This window comes from Cohnella boryungensis, assembly GCF_042651945.1.
Taxonomy (GTDB): Bacteria; Bacillota; Bacilli; order Paenibacillales; family Paenibacillaceae; genus Cohnella; species Cohnella boryungensis.
Genome location: NZ_JBHSED010000058.1, coordinates 97,387 through 114,139, shown reverse-complemented (window position 1 = coordinate 114,139; position 16,753 = coordinate 97,387). Strand labels below are relative to the sequence as shown.

The following is a 16,753-nucleotide window of genomic DNA, read 5'->3' as shown; positions in this document are numbered from 1 at the left end:
GCTTCACCACGCGTTACGCGCACGGTTTCGTTCACGCAAAAACCCCGACCAACTAGCATTGGCCGGGGTTCTGGATGCCCTATTAAACTTCAAGCGCGGCAGCTACCGGAGCTTGCGCAACAGCGTATACGCTGACTTTCTTGCGGTCGCGACCCAGACGCTCGAACTTGACGACGCCCGGAACCAGCGCGAACAACGTATCGTCTTTGCCGATGCCGACGTTCGTGCCCGGATGAATCTTCGTGCCGCGTTGGCGGTACAGGATGCTGCCGGCCGTTACGATCTGGCCGTCCGCTCTCTTCGCGCCCAAGCGCTTGGAGTGGCTGTCCCGTCCGTTCTTCGTCGATCCGACCCCTTTTTTCGAGGCGAATAACTGAAGATCTAACTTCAACATGGTGTCAACCTCCTTTTTTCTCAAAGGTTTCTTTTATGGTCACGTACTTGCCGTAGGATTCTACGATGGATTCGAGAGCGGCGATCATTCCTTCCAGCAGAAGCTGGACCTGATCGTTCCGCCGGGGGTCCGCGCATTGCGGCGCTTCCGCCTTGAGCAAGCCTGATCTCGATTCCGCCTTCGGCGCCAGGCCGGTCAGCTTCTCGATCGCGTTAACTGCTCCAATGGTTACAGCCGATACGCCGGCGCAGACAATGTCCTTGCCAGGATCGTTGTAGTAAGCATGCCCCGTTACGGCAAACCGCATGATAGCCTTCTCGTCATTGCGCACGATTGTTATCGTGATCATCTCGGCGGCCTCTCTTATGCCTTGATGGTCTCGATCGTCACTTTCGTGTACGGTTGACGATGGCCTTGCTTGCGTTTGTAGTTCTTCTTAGGCTTGTACTTGAAAACGATGATCTTCTCGCCTTTCACGTGTTGCTCGACTTTGCCCGTTACGGACGCGCCGGCCACGATCGGGGAGCCCGTCGTGAGGCCTCCGTCTTTGGAAACGGCCAACACGCGGTCAAACGTGATGCTCTCGCCTGCGTTAGCGGAAAGCTTCTCGATGAAAATCACGTCGCCTGCTTGGACTTTGTATTGCTTGCCGCCTGTTTCAATAATCGCGTACATCTGGTGCACCTCCTCATGTCTAAGACTCGCCTCGGAGGGTGTCGGTTGCCGCGGCGGAATTCAGCCAGGGCAGCGCCGATCTTATCGACCCGGTGGAGTGCGGTTGTAGCCTGCAAATCTTCAGATTGCACGCACTATAGGATTTTATCACATCAATTGTAGGATTACAACCGTATTTAACGAATATAAATTTTGCCGCTCCCCTTGCATGCGGCGCACGTCTCGTAAAAGTAGTTCATTGCGTTCTCCCTGGACTTCTTGCGCGTGAGCTCCATCAGCCCAAGACGCGTCCAGCCGACAACCTGGCATTTGGTCCTGTCGCTCCTGATTCTCGACTCCAGCTGCTGCGCAATCTGCTGGCGATGCTCTTCCCTCTCCATATCAATGAAATCGATAATGATGATGCCTCCGACATCCCGAAGGCGCAGCAGTCTCGCGACCTCGTCGGCCGCCTCTCTGTTGGTCTGGAAGACGGTTTCCTCCAGATCGACCGTGCCGGTATATTTCCCCGTGTTGACGTCGATGACCGTGAGCGCCTCGGTCTGCTCCCACACGAGATATCCGCCGCTGGGCAGCCAGACGCGCGATTGAAAGGCCCGGTCCAACTGCTCCTTAATGCCGAATTTTTCGAACAGCGGCTTCTGCTCCCGATAAAGCTGCACTTTGCCCTCCAAGGCTGGAGCGGTCTGGCGCAAATAGGTGCGAACCTCTCCGGCGCTCTTCTCATCGTCGATATAAAGCTGCTCCGTGTCCGCCGTCATCACATCTCTGACCAGACGTCCGACCAGTCCCGTATCCCGATGAAGCTCAGCGGGAGCATTGACCGCCCGGCTTCCCTGAACAATCCCTTGCCATATCCTGCGCAAGCCGTTCAAGTCCTCCTCCAGCGCCTCCCGGCTCTCTCCCTCGGCATTCGTGCGCAGAATCACGCCTTCGCCTTCGTTCCGGATCGATTCGGCCAAGCTCTTCAGCCGACTTCGTTCGACCTCCTGCTCTATCTTTTTGGAGATGCCTACATAATCCGCTTCCGGCATATAAACCAACCATCTTCCCGGGATCGAGAAATGGGTCGTAACGCGGGCTCCCTTGCTTCCAAGGGGCTCCTTCATAATTTGCACCAACAGCTGGTCGCCGGGCTTGAGCAGCTCGTTAATCGCTGGCTTCTCCTTCGGCTGCTTCTCCAGATGGGGATGCAAGGCGTCGTCCACATACAGAAAAGCGTTCTTGGCCAAGCCGATGTCGACGAAAGCCGCCTGCATGCCGGGGAGGACATTCACGACGCGCCCCTTGTACAGATTGCCGATCAACGAAGCCGTTTCCGTTCTTTCCACGCCGAATTCCGTCAAAACACCGTTTTCCAACAGAGCCGATTGAGTCGCGTTAGGCGAACAGTGTATAAAAAGCCGCTTCATGCAAAACCTCCCTTACGGGAATCTGTTTTCTTTATTCTACATGAAAAAGCGCAAATCCGCATTCCCGGCCGACAGCCGCCCCAGAAAACCGTCGACAATCGCCTTCTCGGGTACGACCCTGACGAGCTTTCCCTGCTTCATGACGTAGATCAAGTGATATTGCTCCTTCATGAACAATTTGAGAATGCGGGTCAGCGGTCGATTCTCCGCAATGACGATTGGCCGGGAAAGCCGACCCTGATCGATGCGCTGCTCGGCCTGCTCGCTGCGGTGTACGAGAAATCTGAGGAACACGAACGGCACGTTGCGAAAATAAGTCCAGTTCGATGCGCACAAGAAAATGCCGACAGCCAGCAGATTCAAGTGAAGCAAGCCTCCTCGGGCGAGAGGATATAATGCCGCGCCCGCCAGCAGAACGCTGAAGAACAAGCTCAGCTTGGCGCTCCACATCAGCGCCCGATGATAAGGGAATTGCAGACTGAGCCAGGATTGCAGCATCCGTCCTCCGTCCAGCGGAAGCACGGGCAGTAAATTAAAAAGGCCGATCAGCACGTTGGCACGCACGAAATCGTCCGACCATCCGCTGTCGATCCAGCCCAAGTGACCAAGAAAATAGCCGATTGCCGCGAGCAGCGCATTCTGGGCAGGCCCCGCGATCGCGACCCACATCTCCTCCCTGACCGGCACCGAGCCTGCGTCTTCGACTTCAAGAACGCCTCCGAAGGGCAGAAGCTTCATTTCTTTAACGGTCCAGCCGAAACGCAATGCGGCAAGCAAATGCCCGATCTCGTGCCAGAGGACAATCGCGAACAAAACGATCAGCTCGGAGATTCGTCCCGTAACGATCGAAGCGAGCATAACGAGAACGAACAGCGGGTGGAGCCTGAATGCAATAGAGCGCCATCTAATCAAAGGAAACCACTTCCGCCGGATCGATCGTTTGCTCGCCCTGCTGCACCGCAAAATACAGCAGCCGTTCGCCATTCTCGTCGGCAGCCGGTCCGAGCCGCCCGAGCGCTTCCCCGGTCTCCACCCAATCCTTCGCTTTGACCGAAGCTTCCGCCAGACCTCCATAGACGGTCAGAAGATGATTCTGATGCTGCACCAGAACCGTAATTCCTCCAGTCTGATCCTGCGTCACCTGCTGCACCCACCCCGTATAAACGGCGTAGACCTTGCTATTCCCTGCCGCGGCAATCTTGACGCCCTTCCCGTTCCGGGCATAGCCCTGCACGATCTTGCCTTTAATCGGAGGTGCGGTGTCCAACGGACCGGGCTTGACGGACACTTCCTTCGTATCCGACTCGTTTCGATTGAACGGAAAGAAGGAGGGGGACCCTCCGAACGTGTCGCCGTACCAGGCTTCGATCGCCTGAAAGTCCATATCTGTCGTGACCGAACCGACCATCCAAGCCCGCGTTTCGGCGCTTCCCGGCATATCGAGCTTCAGCCAGCCCCAGATCGCGGCAAACGCGACCGCCGCCACCGCGAATCGAACGGCGAGCCCCCGGATAAAGCGGTTTGCAGGCTCTCTGTCCGGCGAGTATCCGCCTGGCGGCAACGAGGTCGGAGCGAGCCCCTTGAGCCCTGACCAGCCGGGAACTTGTCCCGATTTAAGCCGTCTTTCCTGCTCCTTCCACCACAGCTCGGGGTCCGGGTCGGTGGAACGCCCGGGAGCGGAGAAGTCCGACTTTGTCCCATCGGGAGACAGGCTTGCGACGGGAAGCAGACTCTCCGCCTTCGAAGGGGGCATCGGAAACGCCTCGAACCTGTCGCCCTCCTGGTCCGAAAACGGGGATGCCGCATCGTTCTTCGTCTTCTCCGCCTGCTCACCCTGCCCGAACGCCTGCTCGCCAACGAGCTGCGCGATTCTCTTCCGCCTGCGATCGCGCACGTTGTTCCGAATTCGCATCGGTAGTCCTCCCTTGTCCGCTTTCTGTTAATACTGTATGGCGGACAAGATACGAATAGACCTTGGCAGGACACGGTCGCGGACAACCTAAAGAAAAGGGACTGGCTCAAAATTTCTTTTTGCGTTTCTGTGGGCTTTTTCTTACCTCAATCGATGAAAAAAGAGGGCATGTATCTCCTGAAGGAGCGGAGCCGCAAAACCATAATCGAGAAAAAAGAAAGAAGCTGCTCAAAAGTTTAGCACTTGTGAGTCAGCTCCTTCCGTATTGTCGTCTGAAAGACGATTTTATTGGTCATCCACCTGATACTTCTCCTGATGTGCTTTAATGCTGAAAATCAAGCCGATCGACAGCATGTTCAGAAGGAGCGATGTCCCTCCGTAGCTAATGAATGGAAGCGTAATTCCCGTAATCGGCATAATGCCGAGCATCATCCCGATGTTCTGGAAAATCTGGAACACCATCATCGTCGCGATTCCGATAATGATGAAGGAGCCTCTTCGGTCATAGCATTGATAAGCAATCAGGATCATCCTGTAAATAAACAGGAAGTAGAGCAAAAGCAGCAATGCGGACCCCTGAAAGCCGAATTCCTCCCCGATCACGACAAAGATCGAATCGGAGTAGGTATACGGGATGAACTTCCTGTTTTTGGACTCTCCCTGGAGGTATCCATCCCCGGCTAATCCTCCGGAGCCGATCGCGATCATCGCGTATTCCGACTGGCGGCGCGCATCCGCCGAGGCTTCCTCCGGATGGATGTACGTGTTGATTCTCTCATACCAGTGACCGAGATCGTGCTCCTTCAGGTACGTCTTGATCTCGTCGTTGTAGGAATTGAACAGCGTTACGAACAGCAGCAACCCGCCCACTACGGCCGTAAGGCCGATCAGCACATAGGAGTACCGCACGTTGCCGATCCACAGCATGCCCAGCACGATAAAAATATAGATCATCGCGTTGCCCAAGTCGGGCTGCAGCATAACAAGGACGAACGGAACGAACGCGACGGCCGCTACGACCATGACATCGCTGCGCATGCGAAGCGGGTCGCCTTGCCTTCTGCCCATGAGGGCGGCAATCGCAATGATCAGGAAGAGCTTCATGATTTCGGCGGGCTGAAACGACAAGGAACCCAGATCAAACCAGCTTCGGGCCCCGTTCTTCGGTTCGACAAGCACGAAAATAAGCAAGAGCATCACGATGCCGATTCCATACCAGGCATACCATATTTTCAAAATCAGGCGATAGTCGATCAATGTGAACAGAATGATGACGGCGAAGCCCAGGCCGTAGAAGACCAAGGTCATGAAGTCCATGTTCTGATAGGCCGGCAACGGGTTGTTGTGCGTCGCGCTGCGAACCAGAATGGTGCTGATCCCCATGAACATCAGAAGAATGCCGAGCATCATCCAGTCCATTTTTTTCAATCGGTTAAGCAATCCCGATCATCCCATTCCCAAGAACTTCTTTACTCTGCTAAACATGCCCGACTTCTCGTCCAGATGCGCAAGAGGAACCGTCTCGCCTAGGATGCGCCGCGCAATGTTGCGATACGCGATCGCGGCCCGGGAGTGAACGTTCATAACCGTCGGTTCGCCGGAATTCGCCGCTTTGATGACCAACTCGTCATCCGGCACGATGCCGATCAGGTCGACCGCCAGAACCTGGCAGATTTCGTCGACCTCCAGCATATCTCCGCTCTTGACCATGTTAGGCCTAATGCGATTAATGATCAGCTTCGGAGAAGGGAAATTGCTCTTCTCCAGCAAGCCGATGACACGGTCGGCATCCCTCACCGCGGCATGCTCGGGCGTTGTCACAACGATGGCTTGCGACGCGCCTGCGATCGCGTTCCGGAAGCCCTGTTCGATCCCGGCCGGGCAATCGATAATAATATAATCGAAATCCGGCTTCAGACTCTCGATGATCTGGCGAACCTGCTCCGGCGAAATGTCGTTCTTGTCCTTTGTCTGCGCGGCCGGAAGCATGTACAAATCCTCGAAGCGCTTGTCCTTGATCAGAGCCTGGTTGACTCGGCAGCGCCCCTCTGCCACATCGATCAGATCGTAGACAATCCGGTTTTCCAGTCCCATCACGACATCCAGGTTGCGTAAGCCGATATCGGTGTCTACCATACATACCTTTTGTCCCACCATGGCCAGCGCGGTGCCCAGATTGGCCGATGTCGTCGTTTTGCCGACCCCTCCCTTGCCTGAGGTGACCACGATCGCTTCTCCCATGTTCTACACTCCTTTGAACAGCATGACTTCTTTACGCTGACGACCGAGGCTTGTCAGCTTGTCGATGGCCATCGCGCCTTCGCGCAAATACGCATATTCCATCCAGGGCTCCGAGGAGGTCCACTCATCCGGCGGACGGCTGATGACATCCGCAATACGCAGCTGTGTCGGCCGCATCAGCGATGCCGCGATAATCGCCTGCTCATTGCCCTCCGTACCCGCATGTACCGTCCCTCTTAACGCGCCGAGCACGTATACGTCGCCGCTGCATCTGATCGTGCCGCCGGGATTCACGTCTCCGAGCAGCAGAAGGTGTCCGTCATATTCCACGGTCTGGCCCGAGCGGACCATGCCGGTCACCGTATGCAGCGTCGGAACAGGCTTGAGGTCTGGATCGGCCATCGGCGGATCGCTGTCGATCGACTGGATCAGCAAGTTCCCTTGCCTGCGGAAGATCGCCCTGATCCGCTCTTTATCGTTTTCTTCCAATTGTCTGGCGCCCAGCTTTATGAAAATATGCACGATCGGTCCGTTGAATTGCGGACCGTGCTTATCCAGTTTCGCGTTCAGCTCATCCAACAGAGTGAGGAAATCGCATTGGTCGTCCAATAGAAATACGAGGCCTTCTTTGACGCCTTTAATCGTTATGAGTGTTTTGCCCGTCACAAGTGTCCGCTCCTCCCTACGCTATTTCAAATTCTGCTTGGACAAGCGGAATTCCTGCCTGCTGAAGTTCCCTCTTATTCCGGCTTGTCCTCGCCGGGTGAAAGAGAGGCTTTAATCAACAAGCGGCGCACCGGCACGTACATCATCAGCGCAATCAAGAGCTGCAGCAGCGCGGTTGGAGCGACTTGCCAGTAAAATACGTAAGCAAACTCAAGATCGGTCAAGCGGAATAGCTTGTAAATAAAATAGACGATGGAATCCAGCAAGGCTCCGAACACGACAACGGCCCACGCAAATATCCCGATGGAATAGCTTTTGTATTCCGCCAGCAAGCCTGCGAAATAGCCGATTAACGCCATGCCGAACCCGTAAGGCCCGATCAAGAAGCCGTAAGACAGCAGATCCTGAAGCAGCCCGAAGCCCAGACCGAACAGGAAAGCGTAGTGCCTGCCGGCAAATCCGGCTACGAACATCGTTAAGATAAAGTTCAAGTGCGGAAGCAGCCTGTCGCTCCACGAAGGCGGAACAAGCCACGGAATGACTCCATTTTCCAGAAGAATGAGCACAAGCCCCAGCAGAATGACTCCGTTAATGCGTATCTTCACGGCTCCTCCACCTCGGGAACGACGATGACGAACACTTCCCTGAGATGATCGAACTTGGCGGCCGGTTCAATGATCGCCGTGTAGGTGAGGCCGAAATCGCCGACTTGGCTGTTCTTTACGGTACCAATGATTACGCCTTTGGGGAACAAGCTGCTTAGCCCCGAAGTAATGACCTTGTCGCCGTCCATCGGCTTGTCCTTCTCGTCGATCTTGCTCATCTGCAGCATATTGGATTCTTCATCATATTCGATAATGCCAAAGGAGTCCGGCTTGCTTAGGAACGATGCCGACACGGGAGTGCCCTTCGAGGAGTTGGGGTCCAGCGTCGTAATAAGAGTAACGGTGGATGTAAAATTTTTGACCTTGCTGACGAGCCCGACAAGTCCGTCGACCGTCCTGACCGCCATATCGGGCTTAACGCCGTTTTTGCTGCCGCGATTAATCGTAATCGTTTTCTCGTAAGGATTGGAAGTGCTGCCGACAACTTGAGCAATCAGATAGCTGTAGTTGTCCATATTCTTCTGCTCTTCCGTGAAGTCCAGCATTTCCTGCAGCCGCTTGTTGTCCGCTTCAAGCTTGTTGAATTTGATCTGATCTTGCGTATACTGGGCAACGGTCATTCTCAGCTGCTCGTTTTCCTTGTATACGTCGGAAAGCCGGCCGAGATCGCGGAAAAAATCCGCGACCGCTCCGACCGGCCGGTACAACACGCCTTGCACGGTGCCAAAAGCGTCGTTGACGAACTTCTCAGGCCAGGTTAACTTGGACCGGCCTAACGTTATTCCCATGAGGGCGATGAACACGATCAACCCGATCATGAGAATGAATAACCGCTTATTGCGCATTAAGCGAAAGATCGCGCCCACCTGCTTTCCCGTCCTATAGAATTATCGGCCGGATCGGGAGGCTCCGCCTTTGGTCTTGAACAGGTGAATGTTCTCGAGCGCTCGGCCCGTTCCGATCGCCACGCAATCCAGCGGATTCTCGGCTACCAAAACCGGCATCCCCGTCTCGCGGGTCAACAGCCTGTCCAAATTGCGCAGCAAAGCCCCACCGCCCGTAAGTACAATACCGCGATCCATGATGTCCGCAGACAGCTCCGGAGGACATTTCTCCAGCGTTGCCTTTACGGCCTCGATAATCGAGCTGACGGTGTCCGACAGAGCTTCCGTCACTTCGTCCGACGTAATCGCAAGCGTCTTAGGCAGTCCGGTTACGAGGTCTCGGCCGCGAATCTCGATCGATTCGACCTTCTCCAGCGGCATCGCCGAGCCGATCTCCATCTTCAACTGCTCGGACGTCCTCTCGCCGATCATGAGGTTGTACAGCCTTTTGATATACGCGATAATCGCATCGTCCATCTCATCGCCCGCGATGCGGATCGATTTGCTGGTTACGATGCCGCCAAGAGAGATGACCGCCACTTCGGTCGTGCCTCCGCCAATATCGACGACCATGCTGCCCGTAGGCTCCCACACCGGCAGATCGGCACCGATGGCGGCAGCGAACGGCTCCTCGATAATATAAGCCTCGCGAGCGCCCGCCTGCTTCGTTGCATCCTCTACGGCGCGCTTCTCCACCGCCGTAATGCCGGATGGCACGCATACCATGACGTTGGGATGGCGCGCGAACACCGCGCGAGGCTTCTGGGCCTTGCGAATGAAATACTTGATCATCGTAGCCGTCGTTTCGAAGTCGGCGATAACCCCGTCCTTCATCGGACGGATCGCGACAATATTGCCCGGCGTACGGCCGATCATCTTCTTCGCGTCCGATCCGACCGCTTCGATTCTCTTTGTATCAGTACGCAGAGCGACCACCGACGGCTCTCTGACGACAATTCCTTTGCCCTTCATATACACCAGCGTATTAGCGGTACCCAGGTCAATTCCCAGATCCCTTGTAAATCCTCCAACCATTCTGCTACCTCCTGCTTATACCGCGACCGCTATGTTTCACGCTTCAGGCAGCGTTCCAGTCGGGACAATCTTTTATATTATATTATAAGCAGCCCATCTCCTTCAAACTGATAAAGCGATTGTCACCTATTACCAGATGATCGAGCACTTCAATCCCGAGCAGCTGGCCGGCTTCCCCCAATCTCTTCGTAAGTTGAATATCCTCCGCGCTCGGAGTCGGGTCACCGCTAGGATGATTGTGAGCGCAAAGAATAGACGCGCTGCTCCGCCTGATGGCCGCCTTGAACACTTCTCTGGGATGCACGATGGAAGCGTTCAGGCTGCCGATGGATAACGTCTGACGACCGATAACATGGTTTTTGGTATTTAGGAACAAACAGACAAAATGCTCCTCGCGATGGTGCCTCAGCTCTTCCATTAGAAGATCCGCCGCGTCCTGGGGACAGGTAATTTGGATCGTTTCCGGCAGCTTGGAGCGTGCGATTCTCCGGCCGAGCTCGATCGAGGCCTGAAGCTGGAGCGCCTTGGCGGGGCCGATGCCGTGAATGAGCGTCAATTCCTCCCACCTGCTTTCCGCCAGCTTGCGCAAGCCGCCGCATTCGTTCAGAATGCGCTGGGCCAGATGGACGGCAGACTCGCTGGAGTTGCCCGTGCGCAGGAGAATGGCCAGCAGCTCGGCGTGGCTCAGCGCCTCTGCACCGAGTCGCTGCATCCGCTCCCGGGGACGTTCCTCCAGAGGAATTTCCCGAATTCGAAATGATCTTTGCTCCAGAGCGACTACCAGCTTTCGTAATCCGCATCGGCTGCGGGATTGGCTTGTACCGGATTAGGCTATCCTTCCCACCTATTTCATTAGAATACGCCTTCGATTATAACATGTTTAAATGCCTAGAATCGAATCAAATTCGGCAATCCGCCGCCCCGTTCGGTATTATTAAAACAATCTCATGTAAAGAGGGGTTAACGAGTCCCGAAACTAAAAAAATCGGCGATTCCGGACCATGAATCTCCGAAATGCCGATTTGGAATTATCGGATAGCTGAGCTCTCCAGCTATCACTTTAGGCCGGTTGTAGAAATGCCCTCGACAAAGTACTTTTGCATAGAAAAGAAAATAATTAAGCTGGGCAACAGCGCCAGAATGGACATCGCAAACAACGGTCCCCATGCCGAGTCGGCAGTTGAATCCAGGAATAATCTCAGGCCGAGCGGAACCGTGTACAGTTTGACGGAGTTAATATACAGCAGTTGGGTGAAAAAGTCGTCCCATGTCCAAACAAATGAAAAGAGGGCGGTCGTAATAATTGCCGGAAGCGACAGCGGCAAGATGATCTTCCAATAGATCTGGAACGGACCGCACCCGTCGATGCGGGCAGATTCGTCCAAATCCTTGGGCAGCCCCCGAATAAACTGCACCATTAGAAAAATGAAGAAGGCTTCCGTTGCGAGCCACTTAGGAATAATTAGCGGCAGATAGCTGTCCACCCAACCGAGATTTTGAAATAGAATATACTGCGGAATCATCGACACGTGGTGCGGCAACATAATCGTCGCCAACATCAATGCAAAAAGCGGTTTCTTCATTCGAAAATTCATTCGACCGAAAGCATAGGCGGTCAGGGAGCACGAGACGACATTCCCCGCTACAGCCATCAGACTCACGAATGTTGAGTTCAGCAAAAACGTATGGAAGCCCTGTCGGACAACTCCTCGCCAGCCATCGATATAATTCTGTATCGTGAACTCGGCCGGCCAAAGCCGCTGGTCTGAAAAAATTAAATAGCTGGGCTTTAACGAACTGGAAAATAGCCAGGCGATCGGATAAAGCATCGCGATCCCGAGACCGAATATGGCCAGATGAATCATCCATGGATTTTTCGATTTCACCTGCTGCATCTTCAATCCCCCCCATCCCCGTAATTCACCCAGTATTTGGACGAACCGAATACCAAAGCGGTGAAAAAACCGATAATAAATAACAACACCCATGCCATTGACGACGCATAGCCCATTTCAAATAAAGTAAATCCCTTAATATACAGATAGAGAGTATAGAACAAGGTAGAATCGATCGGCCCGCCAGTGCCTCCGCTTATAATAAAAGCTTGGGTAAATGCCTGAAATGCGGAAATCATCTGGATGACAATGTTAAAGAGCAGCACCGGTGTCAAAAGCGGCAGCGTAATTCTGAATAGCTGCCTTATCCGGCCGGCGCCATCGACTCGCGCCGCTTCGTAGAACTCTGTCGGTATTTGCTTGAGTCCGGCCAGAAAGATGATCATAGTGGACCCGAACTGCCATGCGGATAAAACGACAAGCGAGTAGATGGAATAATCCGGGTTGGCGATCCAATCCGGCCCTTGAACGCCAAAGACGGAATACAGCATTTGATTAAAAACACCGTTACCGCTGAACATTTTTTTCCATATCACGGCTATGGCTACGCTTCCTCCGAGCAATGTCGGAATGTAGTAAACCGTTCGATAAAAACCAAGACCTCTCAGCCCCTTGTTCAGCAGCATGGCAACGCCCAATGCGAAAGCCAGCTTCAAGGGCACCGATGTCAGCACATAGACGAAAGTCACCTTTAAGGAAGTGATAAATCTCTCGTCCCCGCCGAACATTTCCCGGTAGTTCCCCAAACCGATCCATTCTGATGGCGTCAGCATATCGTAATTGGTAAAGCTCAAGTAAAGCGAACTGACCATGGGTCCAAGAGTCATGATGGCAAGACCGATTAACCAGGGCAACAAGAACAGGTACGCGGCTCCGTCCTTGCGCCACAGACGACCTGCGGCGTTTTTGCCGCGCCCCCTCCCAGCCTTACGTGCGTCAGATGTCGTAACATTCATCCGCGCTCCTCCTCAATACATCCGATAATTTTAAAAAGAATAACGATAATGGCTTCCGATCGAGTTTCAAAAATGAAACCGGCTCAGGCCGGAAGCCGGAGCCAGTTTGCGCCAAGAGGCTTACTTTAACGTTTTTAATGCTGCTTCGTAGACTTCCTTGCCGGCTTCTTCCGGCGTCGCTTTGGCGAATGCCACCTTCATGGCCGCTTTACCCAAGGCGCCGTTCCAATCGCCGGTAGGCATCGCCTTAGGCATAGGATCGGCTTTTGCAATCACGTTCTCGAAATACTCGAACATCTTTAACTGGGAGGCCGACAATGTCGGTTTAAGCGCTTCCCTCACTGTCGAAGAGATGGAAATCCCCCTGTCGCTGCCGAGAATCTGGGTTGCCTCCGGATCGTTGATCATAAAATTGGCGAATAGGGCCGCTTCTTTCGGATACTTGGAGTTGGCGCTGATAGTAATGTACTGGCCGGGATGCAGCCACAAGCCGTCCTTGCCCGATTCGTCGCCTTTCGGCGGCGTGATCAGATCCAGCTCATCCTGTACGGCATCTTGAAAAGCCGGCAGCTGATTCAGATAACGAAACACCATCGCAGTCACGCCCTCCGTAAGCGTTGACGTTTCAGCGCTCAATTCGACGTGAGCCGCGGAAATTTCTGCCGGAGGAATGATTCCCTGCTTGCGGAAGCGTTCCCACATAGCAAACCAATTGGCCGCATCTTGGGGCTCAAAGCCGACTTTACCGTCCGCATTAAGCGATTTGCCTTGCTGTCGAAGATACAGCTCGAAATACTCGTTCAAAGAAGATTGATCCGCAAAGGCATATTTCCCCTTGCCTAGCTTGGCAGCCAATTCCTTGCCGAACTCCTCAAGCTGTACCCAATCCATCGATTCCGGCAAGCTGATGCCCGCATCGCCGATCATTGTTTTATTGTAAATAAGCCCAACGCCGTTGTTCCCGAGATTTAGGCCGAACAGCTTCCCGTCCATGCGACCCGGGTTAATGAAGGAATCCTCGAAATGACCGATTTGAATTTCATTGCCGACATAAGGCGTCAAATCCACAAGGACACCTCTAGCAGCATAATCGATATAGTCGTTCCCCATGACGATGAGATCAGGCTCGCTTCTCCCCGCCATCTGCGTCTTGATTTTATCCGCGTAAACATCTTGAGCCATAAATTCGGAAGCAATACTGACGTTCGGATACTTGTTTTCGAACAATTCGATGACCTGCATCGTCAAATCCGCCCGCTTCTGATTCCCCCACCAGGTCATTCGTAAATTCACTTTTTCATTGGACGACGTGGCGGCACTGCCCGAAGCCGACGATTCCGGCGAGCCTCCGCTGTTTTCTTTGCTGTTGGCGCCGCATCCTGCAAGCAGTAAGCTGAGAGCAATGACGACACCCCCTGCTTTTTTGAAAAATGGCATGGATATAATCCCCTTTCGTTTATAGGTGTTGACTTTTATTTTCTTTATATTTATAGGAAATATCGATATAGAGAGGATATCAAAGCGAATCTGCACCGTTCAGCTGCAATTGATCGGCTATAAAACGGTTGGCTCGATGAAGCTGTTCGATTTCCCGCCGATGAGTAACCTTAAACTCCTCCAGCTTTTTCGTTCTGCACTTCAAGCCCAACGGCAATCCCTCAAGCTGCATATAGTATTTTGAGCTGGTTGGGTAGTGCCGCCCTTCGAATAGATTGGATGCTCCCAAAAAGTCCTGGACATGCTTAGCTTTCTCCGGCTCTTTATCCCAGTTTTCGGTAAGCCACACATACAGTTCAGGCTGAAAGTTTGCCAGAATGCCGCTGTATCCGTTTCCTCCTGCTTGCATCGTTTCCAGAACGTGAGGGTTATTGGCGATGTAAATTTTCAGCGGCGTCCCGCGAGCGGCTTCGAGCTTCTCTTTGATCTGCTCCAGATTATTGCTGCATTCCTTCATGAACAGGAATCGACCGGTCTCGGCGCACCATTTCGTCAACTCGGGAGACAACAATCGTTGATAAGGCAACGGACACTCGTATAATCCGAACATGACATCGGGATGCTGCGCAAGAATGGTTTCGGCATTACGCTTCCATACTTCTTCGTCCTCGTGCTCCGCCGCGAGACGATTTGTTACGAGAACAAAAGCATCGATACCCGTTTTGGATATTTCTCCAATCTCGTCGATCTGCTCTCCGATGGCGTCTGAGATGTGTCCGGAAGCGACTACAGGAATTCGGCCCGCTGCGGACTCGACGACTCGGCGTGCGACCTCCGCCCGTTCTCTAAGCGATAGGTTAAACATTTCACTCGAGAGGCAAACCGCAAACAAACCGTTCGCACCTTTGCGAATGTACCAGTCCACCATCTTGTCCAGCGCATCGTAATCAACTTCATTATCATTCGTAAACGGAGTCAGCATAACCGGCCAAACGCCGTCCGGTAGGTTCTTGTTCATCTCTTTTCTGTCACTCCCTCAAGTCATGAATAGAATCCAAGCTTACTTCGCAGTGTTCCAGGAGGACGCGCTCACGTTCTGACGGTAAATCTCGTTCACTTCTCGCAGAATTCGATCTCCTCCGCCTTCTCTCCAAGCTTTTTCGGCGTAGTCGATTGCGTTCAACGGTTTTTCTCCCCGTATCACCTGAATCTGGATTTTGCGATAATCCTCCTCCAGCTTCCTGTAGTACCACCTGTAGGCCAGCGACAGTACTTCAAGGCCGCCCGCATCGTTAGTATAGGCAAAAGCCGCGTTCTTCTTGTAATAACGCTTGTAGAAATCAACGACTTCGGGTTCTGTGTACACTTTGGCGGGTTCAGCATCTCCTCCCGAGAGGAGCCAGCTGCTAAGCAGCCAAGGCACATCGCTATCCGCCAGCGCAGTCTTGACGGCAGCTCCATCCTCTCCCCGGACATAGTGTACGCCTTCAAAACCGTTGCTCATCACGAAGGCGCCTTCCGGAGAAGTCCACCAATCCAGAATCTCCATAATCCGAGCTTGCTTGGCAGGAGCGATATGCCCGTTGATCACGCTTTTGCTGACGCCTTGCGGATTCGTAGGATTGCCCCGGTCGCCTTTAGGTCCAATAGGCGGAGGCAGTTGCACCAGCCTGGCCTTAGGATGGCTGGCTCGCAGAAGAAGCTCATCAGATAGAAAAGTATCGGGCCGATAAGTGATAATTCCGGTCTTGCCGGATTGAAATTCCTCGTATATTGTGCCGAAGCCCTTATCCGCGAAGTTCCGGTCCAGCAGTCCTTCCGCATACAATTTCCGCAGGTAGGACAGAAACTGCTTCATTTCTTCCGTCTGAATGTACTGCGACACAAGCTGACCATCTATAAGCTTCCACTCGTTGGCCAACCCGAATGCCGCCCTTAATTGTCCGGAGTTTGAAGGAGCGCTGCCTGACAACAGGTTCGTGATGGAGAGGCCGAAAGTGTTGTTAAGCCCGTCGTCGTCAGGGTCCTCCAACGCGAAAGCCTGAACGATACGGTAAAAATCATCCAAAGTAAAATCATCCACAGCCGGAATCGGTATCCCAACCTTGTCCAGCCAGTCCGCCCGGATCTGATAGCTGTCCCGGTAGGCCGTATTGCTAACCGGAATTCCATACAGCTTGCCTGACGGATTCAGCAGCTCCCACGAATCGGAGGAAAATGCGGACTTCAGATGGGGGTAGGTCTGCATGTCGGCGGCCAAATCAAGGAAAACGCCTTTGTGCTGCCAGTTCACAAACATCTCCGGTTCGACTTGAAACATGTCCGGCAATTGTCCCGCTGCTGCCATAACGCTTAGTTTTTCTTTGTACGATTCCCCATCGGTCCATTGCAACTGCAAATCGATATTAAACTTATCGTTTAGATACTTGATAATGGGATGATCCTCTCGCCAGCGCAATCCTCCTTCCCAAGAAATCGGCATCATTGTGATGCTCATCTTACTGCTCGCGTCAGGTCTGGCTGGTTCCTGGGTTTCCAGTCCAGAAGCAACTCCGCTTAAAAGCAACCGCAATGCTAGGGCCAACAATCCAATCAGCACGGACAGAACTCCAACCGCCAAATACATTCGTTTCATGTCATG

18 protein-coding genes are annotated in these 16,753 nt (G+C 53.5%); all 18 read right to left on the bottom strand.

All coding sequences use genetic code 11. The features are described from left to right. Positions 1-82: 82 nt before the first annotated feature. The 18 genes from rpmA to ACFO1S_RS22140 all read right to left on the bottom strand — a co-directional run bounded on the left by rpmA (position 83) and on the right by ACFO1S_RS22140 (position 16,609). A complete protein-coding gene (gene rpmA / locus ACFO1S_RS22225; RefSeq protein WP_204601753.1) occupies positions 83-394 on the bottom strand; it encodes a 50S ribosomal protein L27 in 312 nt (103 codons plus the stop codon). A 4-nt stretch (positions 395-398) separates the two neighbouring features. Further along, positions 399-743 (bottom strand): ribosomal-processing cysteine protease Prp, encoded by a 345-nt coding sequence (locus ACFO1S_RS22220; RefSeq protein ID WP_204601754.1) that lies wholly within the window; start codon positions 741-743, stop codon positions 399-401. Between the two features lie 14 nt (positions 744-757). Continuing rightward, entirely contained in the window at positions 758-1,069 is a 312-nt protein-coding gene (gene rplU / locus ACFO1S_RS22215; RefSeq protein WP_204601755.1) for a 50S ribosomal protein L21, read from the bottom strand. 176 nt (positions 1,070-1,245) lie between these two features. Further along, complete coding sequence (locus ACFO1S_RS22210) at positions 1,246-2,481, bottom strand: Rne/Rng family ribonuclease (RefSeq protein WP_204601756.1); 1,236 nt, start codon at positions 2,479-2,481, stop codon at positions 1,246-1,248. Between the two features lie 36 nt (positions 2,482-2,517). Beyond that, positions 2,518-3,393 (bottom strand): M50 family metallopeptidase, encoded by an 876-nt coding sequence (locus tag ACFO1S_RS22205; protein ID WP_204601757.1) that lies wholly within the window; start codon positions 3,391-3,393, stop codon positions 2,518-2,520. Next, positions 3,386-4,393 (bottom strand): peptidoglycan DD-metalloendopeptidase family protein, encoded by a 1,008-nt coding sequence (locus ACFO1S_RS22200; RefSeq protein WP_204601758.1) that lies wholly within the window; start codon positions 4,391-4,393, stop codon positions 3,386-3,388. The genes ACFO1S_RS22205 and ACFO1S_RS22200 overlap by 8 nt, the downstream gene beginning before the upstream one ends. Positions 4,394-4,678: 285 nt before the next feature. Beyond that, entirely contained in the window at positions 4,679-5,833 is a 1,155-nt protein-coding gene (locus ACFO1S_RS22195) for an FtsW/RodA/SpoVE family cell cycle protein (protein WP_204601760.1), read from the bottom strand. Positions 5,834-5,839: 6 nt separating this feature from the next. Continuing rightward, positions 5,840-6,634 (bottom strand): septum site-determining protein MinD, encoded by a 795-nt coding sequence (gene minD / locus ACFO1S_RS22190; protein ID WP_204601761.1) that lies wholly within the window; start codon positions 6,632-6,634, stop codon positions 5,840-5,842. Between the two features lie 3 nt (positions 6,635-6,637). Continuing rightward, entirely contained in the window at positions 6,638-7,300 is a 663-nt protein-coding gene (locus tag ACFO1S_RS22185) for a septum site-determining protein MinC (protein WP_204601762.1), read from the bottom strand. Between the two features lie 74 nt (positions 7,301-7,374). After that, on the bottom strand, positions 7,375-7,905 hold the full coding sequence (mreD, locus tag ACFO1S_RS22180; protein WP_204601763.1) for a rod shape-determining protein MreD: 531 nt from the start codon (positions 7,903-7,905) through the stop codon (positions 7,375-7,377). Then, on the bottom strand, positions 7,902-8,771 hold the full coding sequence (gene mreC / locus ACFO1S_RS22175; protein WP_378127595.1) for a rod shape-determining protein MreC: 870 nt from the start codon (positions 8,769-8,771) through the stop codon (positions 7,902-7,904). Before mreC ends, mreD begins: the two co-directional genes overlap by 4 nt. A 21-nt stretch (positions 8,772-8,792) precedes the next feature. After that, entirely contained in the window at positions 8,793-9,824 is a 1,032-nt protein-coding gene (locus ACFO1S_RS22170) for a rod shape-determining protein (protein WP_204601765.1), read from the bottom strand. An 82-nt stretch (positions 9,825-9,906) separates the two neighbouring features. Next, positions 9,907-10,596 carry a RadC family protein gene (gene radC / locus ACFO1S_RS22165; RefSeq protein ID WP_378127688.1) on the bottom strand — a complete coding sequence of 230 codons (690 nt, stop codon included), beginning with the start codon at positions 10,594-10,596 and terminating at the stop codon, positions 9,907-9,909. Positions 10,597-10,879: 283 nt separating this feature from the next. Further along, a complete protein-coding gene (locus ACFO1S_RS22160) occupies positions 10,880-11,719 on the bottom strand; it encodes a carbohydrate ABC transporter permease (RefSeq protein WP_204601767.1) in 840 nt (279 codons plus the stop codon). 2 nt (positions 11,720-11,721) lie between these two features. Next, entirely contained in the window at positions 11,722-12,675 is a 954-nt protein-coding gene (locus ACFO1S_RS22155) for a carbohydrate ABC transporter permease (protein WP_204601768.1), read from the bottom strand. 120 nt (positions 12,676-12,795) lie between these two features. Next, complete coding sequence (locus ACFO1S_RS22150; RefSeq protein WP_204601769.1) at positions 12,796-14,112, bottom strand: ABC transporter substrate-binding protein; 1,317 nt, start codon at positions 14,110-14,112, stop codon at positions 12,796-12,798. A gap of 79 nt (positions 14,113-14,191) precedes the next feature. Beyond that, on the bottom strand, positions 14,192-15,130 hold the full coding sequence (locus tag ACFO1S_RS22145; protein WP_204601770.1) for a dihydrodipicolinate synthase family protein: 939 nt from the start codon (positions 15,128-15,130) through the stop codon (positions 14,192-14,194). 42 nt (positions 15,131-15,172) lie between these two features. Next, positions 15,173-16,609, bottom strand: a complete 1,437-nt coding sequence (locus tag ACFO1S_RS22140) for an extracellular solute-binding protein (RefSeq protein ID WP_204601771.1) — start codon at positions 16,607-16,609, stop codon at positions 15,173-15,175. Positions 16,610-16,753: the final 144 nt, after the last annotated feature.

Bases quoted from the DNA above. Each gene is read 5' to 3' on its own strand.
- rpmA (WP_204601753.1), bottom strand. From the start codon at position 394: ATGTTGAAGTTAGATCTTCAGTTATTCGCCTCGAAAAAAGGGGTCGGA.
- ACFO1S_RS22220 (WP_204601754.1), bottom strand. From the start codon at position 743: ATGATCACGATAACAATCGTGCGCAATGACGAGAAGGCTATCATGCGG.
- rplU (WP_204601755.1), bottom strand. From the start codon at position 1,069: ATGTACGCGATTATTGAAACAGGCGGCAAGCAATACAAAGTCCAAGCA.
- ACFO1S_RS22210 (WP_204601756.1), bottom strand. From the start codon at position 2,481: ATGAAGCGGCTTTTTATACACTGTTCGCCTAACGCGACTCAATCGGCT.
- ACFO1S_RS22200 (WP_204601758.1), bottom strand. From the start codon at position 4,393: ATGCGAATTCGGAACAACGTGCGCGATCGCAGGCGGAAGAGAATCGCG.
- minD (WP_204601761.1), bottom strand. From the start codon at position 6,634: ATGGGAGAAGCGATCGTGGTCACCTCAGGCAAGGGAGGGGTCGGCAAA.
- ACFO1S_RS22170 (WP_204601765.1), bottom strand. From the start codon at position 9,824: ATGGTTGGAGGATTTACAAGGGATCTGGGAATTGACCTGGGTACCGCT.
- ACFO1S_RS22160 (WP_204601767.1), bottom strand. From the start codon at position 11,719: ATGCAGCAGGTGAAATCGAAAAATCCATGGATGATTCATCTGGCCATA.
- ACFO1S_RS22155 (WP_204601768.1), bottom strand. From the start codon at position 12,675: ATGAATGTTACGACATCTGACGCACGTAAGGCTGGGAGGGGGCGCGGC.
- ACFO1S_RS22150 (WP_204601769.1), bottom strand. From the start codon at position 14,112: ATGCCATTTTTCAAAAAAGCAGGGGGTGTCGTCATTGCTCTCAGCTTA.
- ACFO1S_RS22145 (WP_204601770.1), bottom strand. From the start codon at position 15,130: ATGAACAAGAACCTACCGGACGGCGTTTGGCCGGTTATGCTGACTCCG.
- ACFO1S_RS22140 (WP_204601771.1), bottom strand. From the start codon at position 16,609: ATGAGCATCACAATGATGCCGATTTCTTGGGAAGGAGGATTGCGCTGG.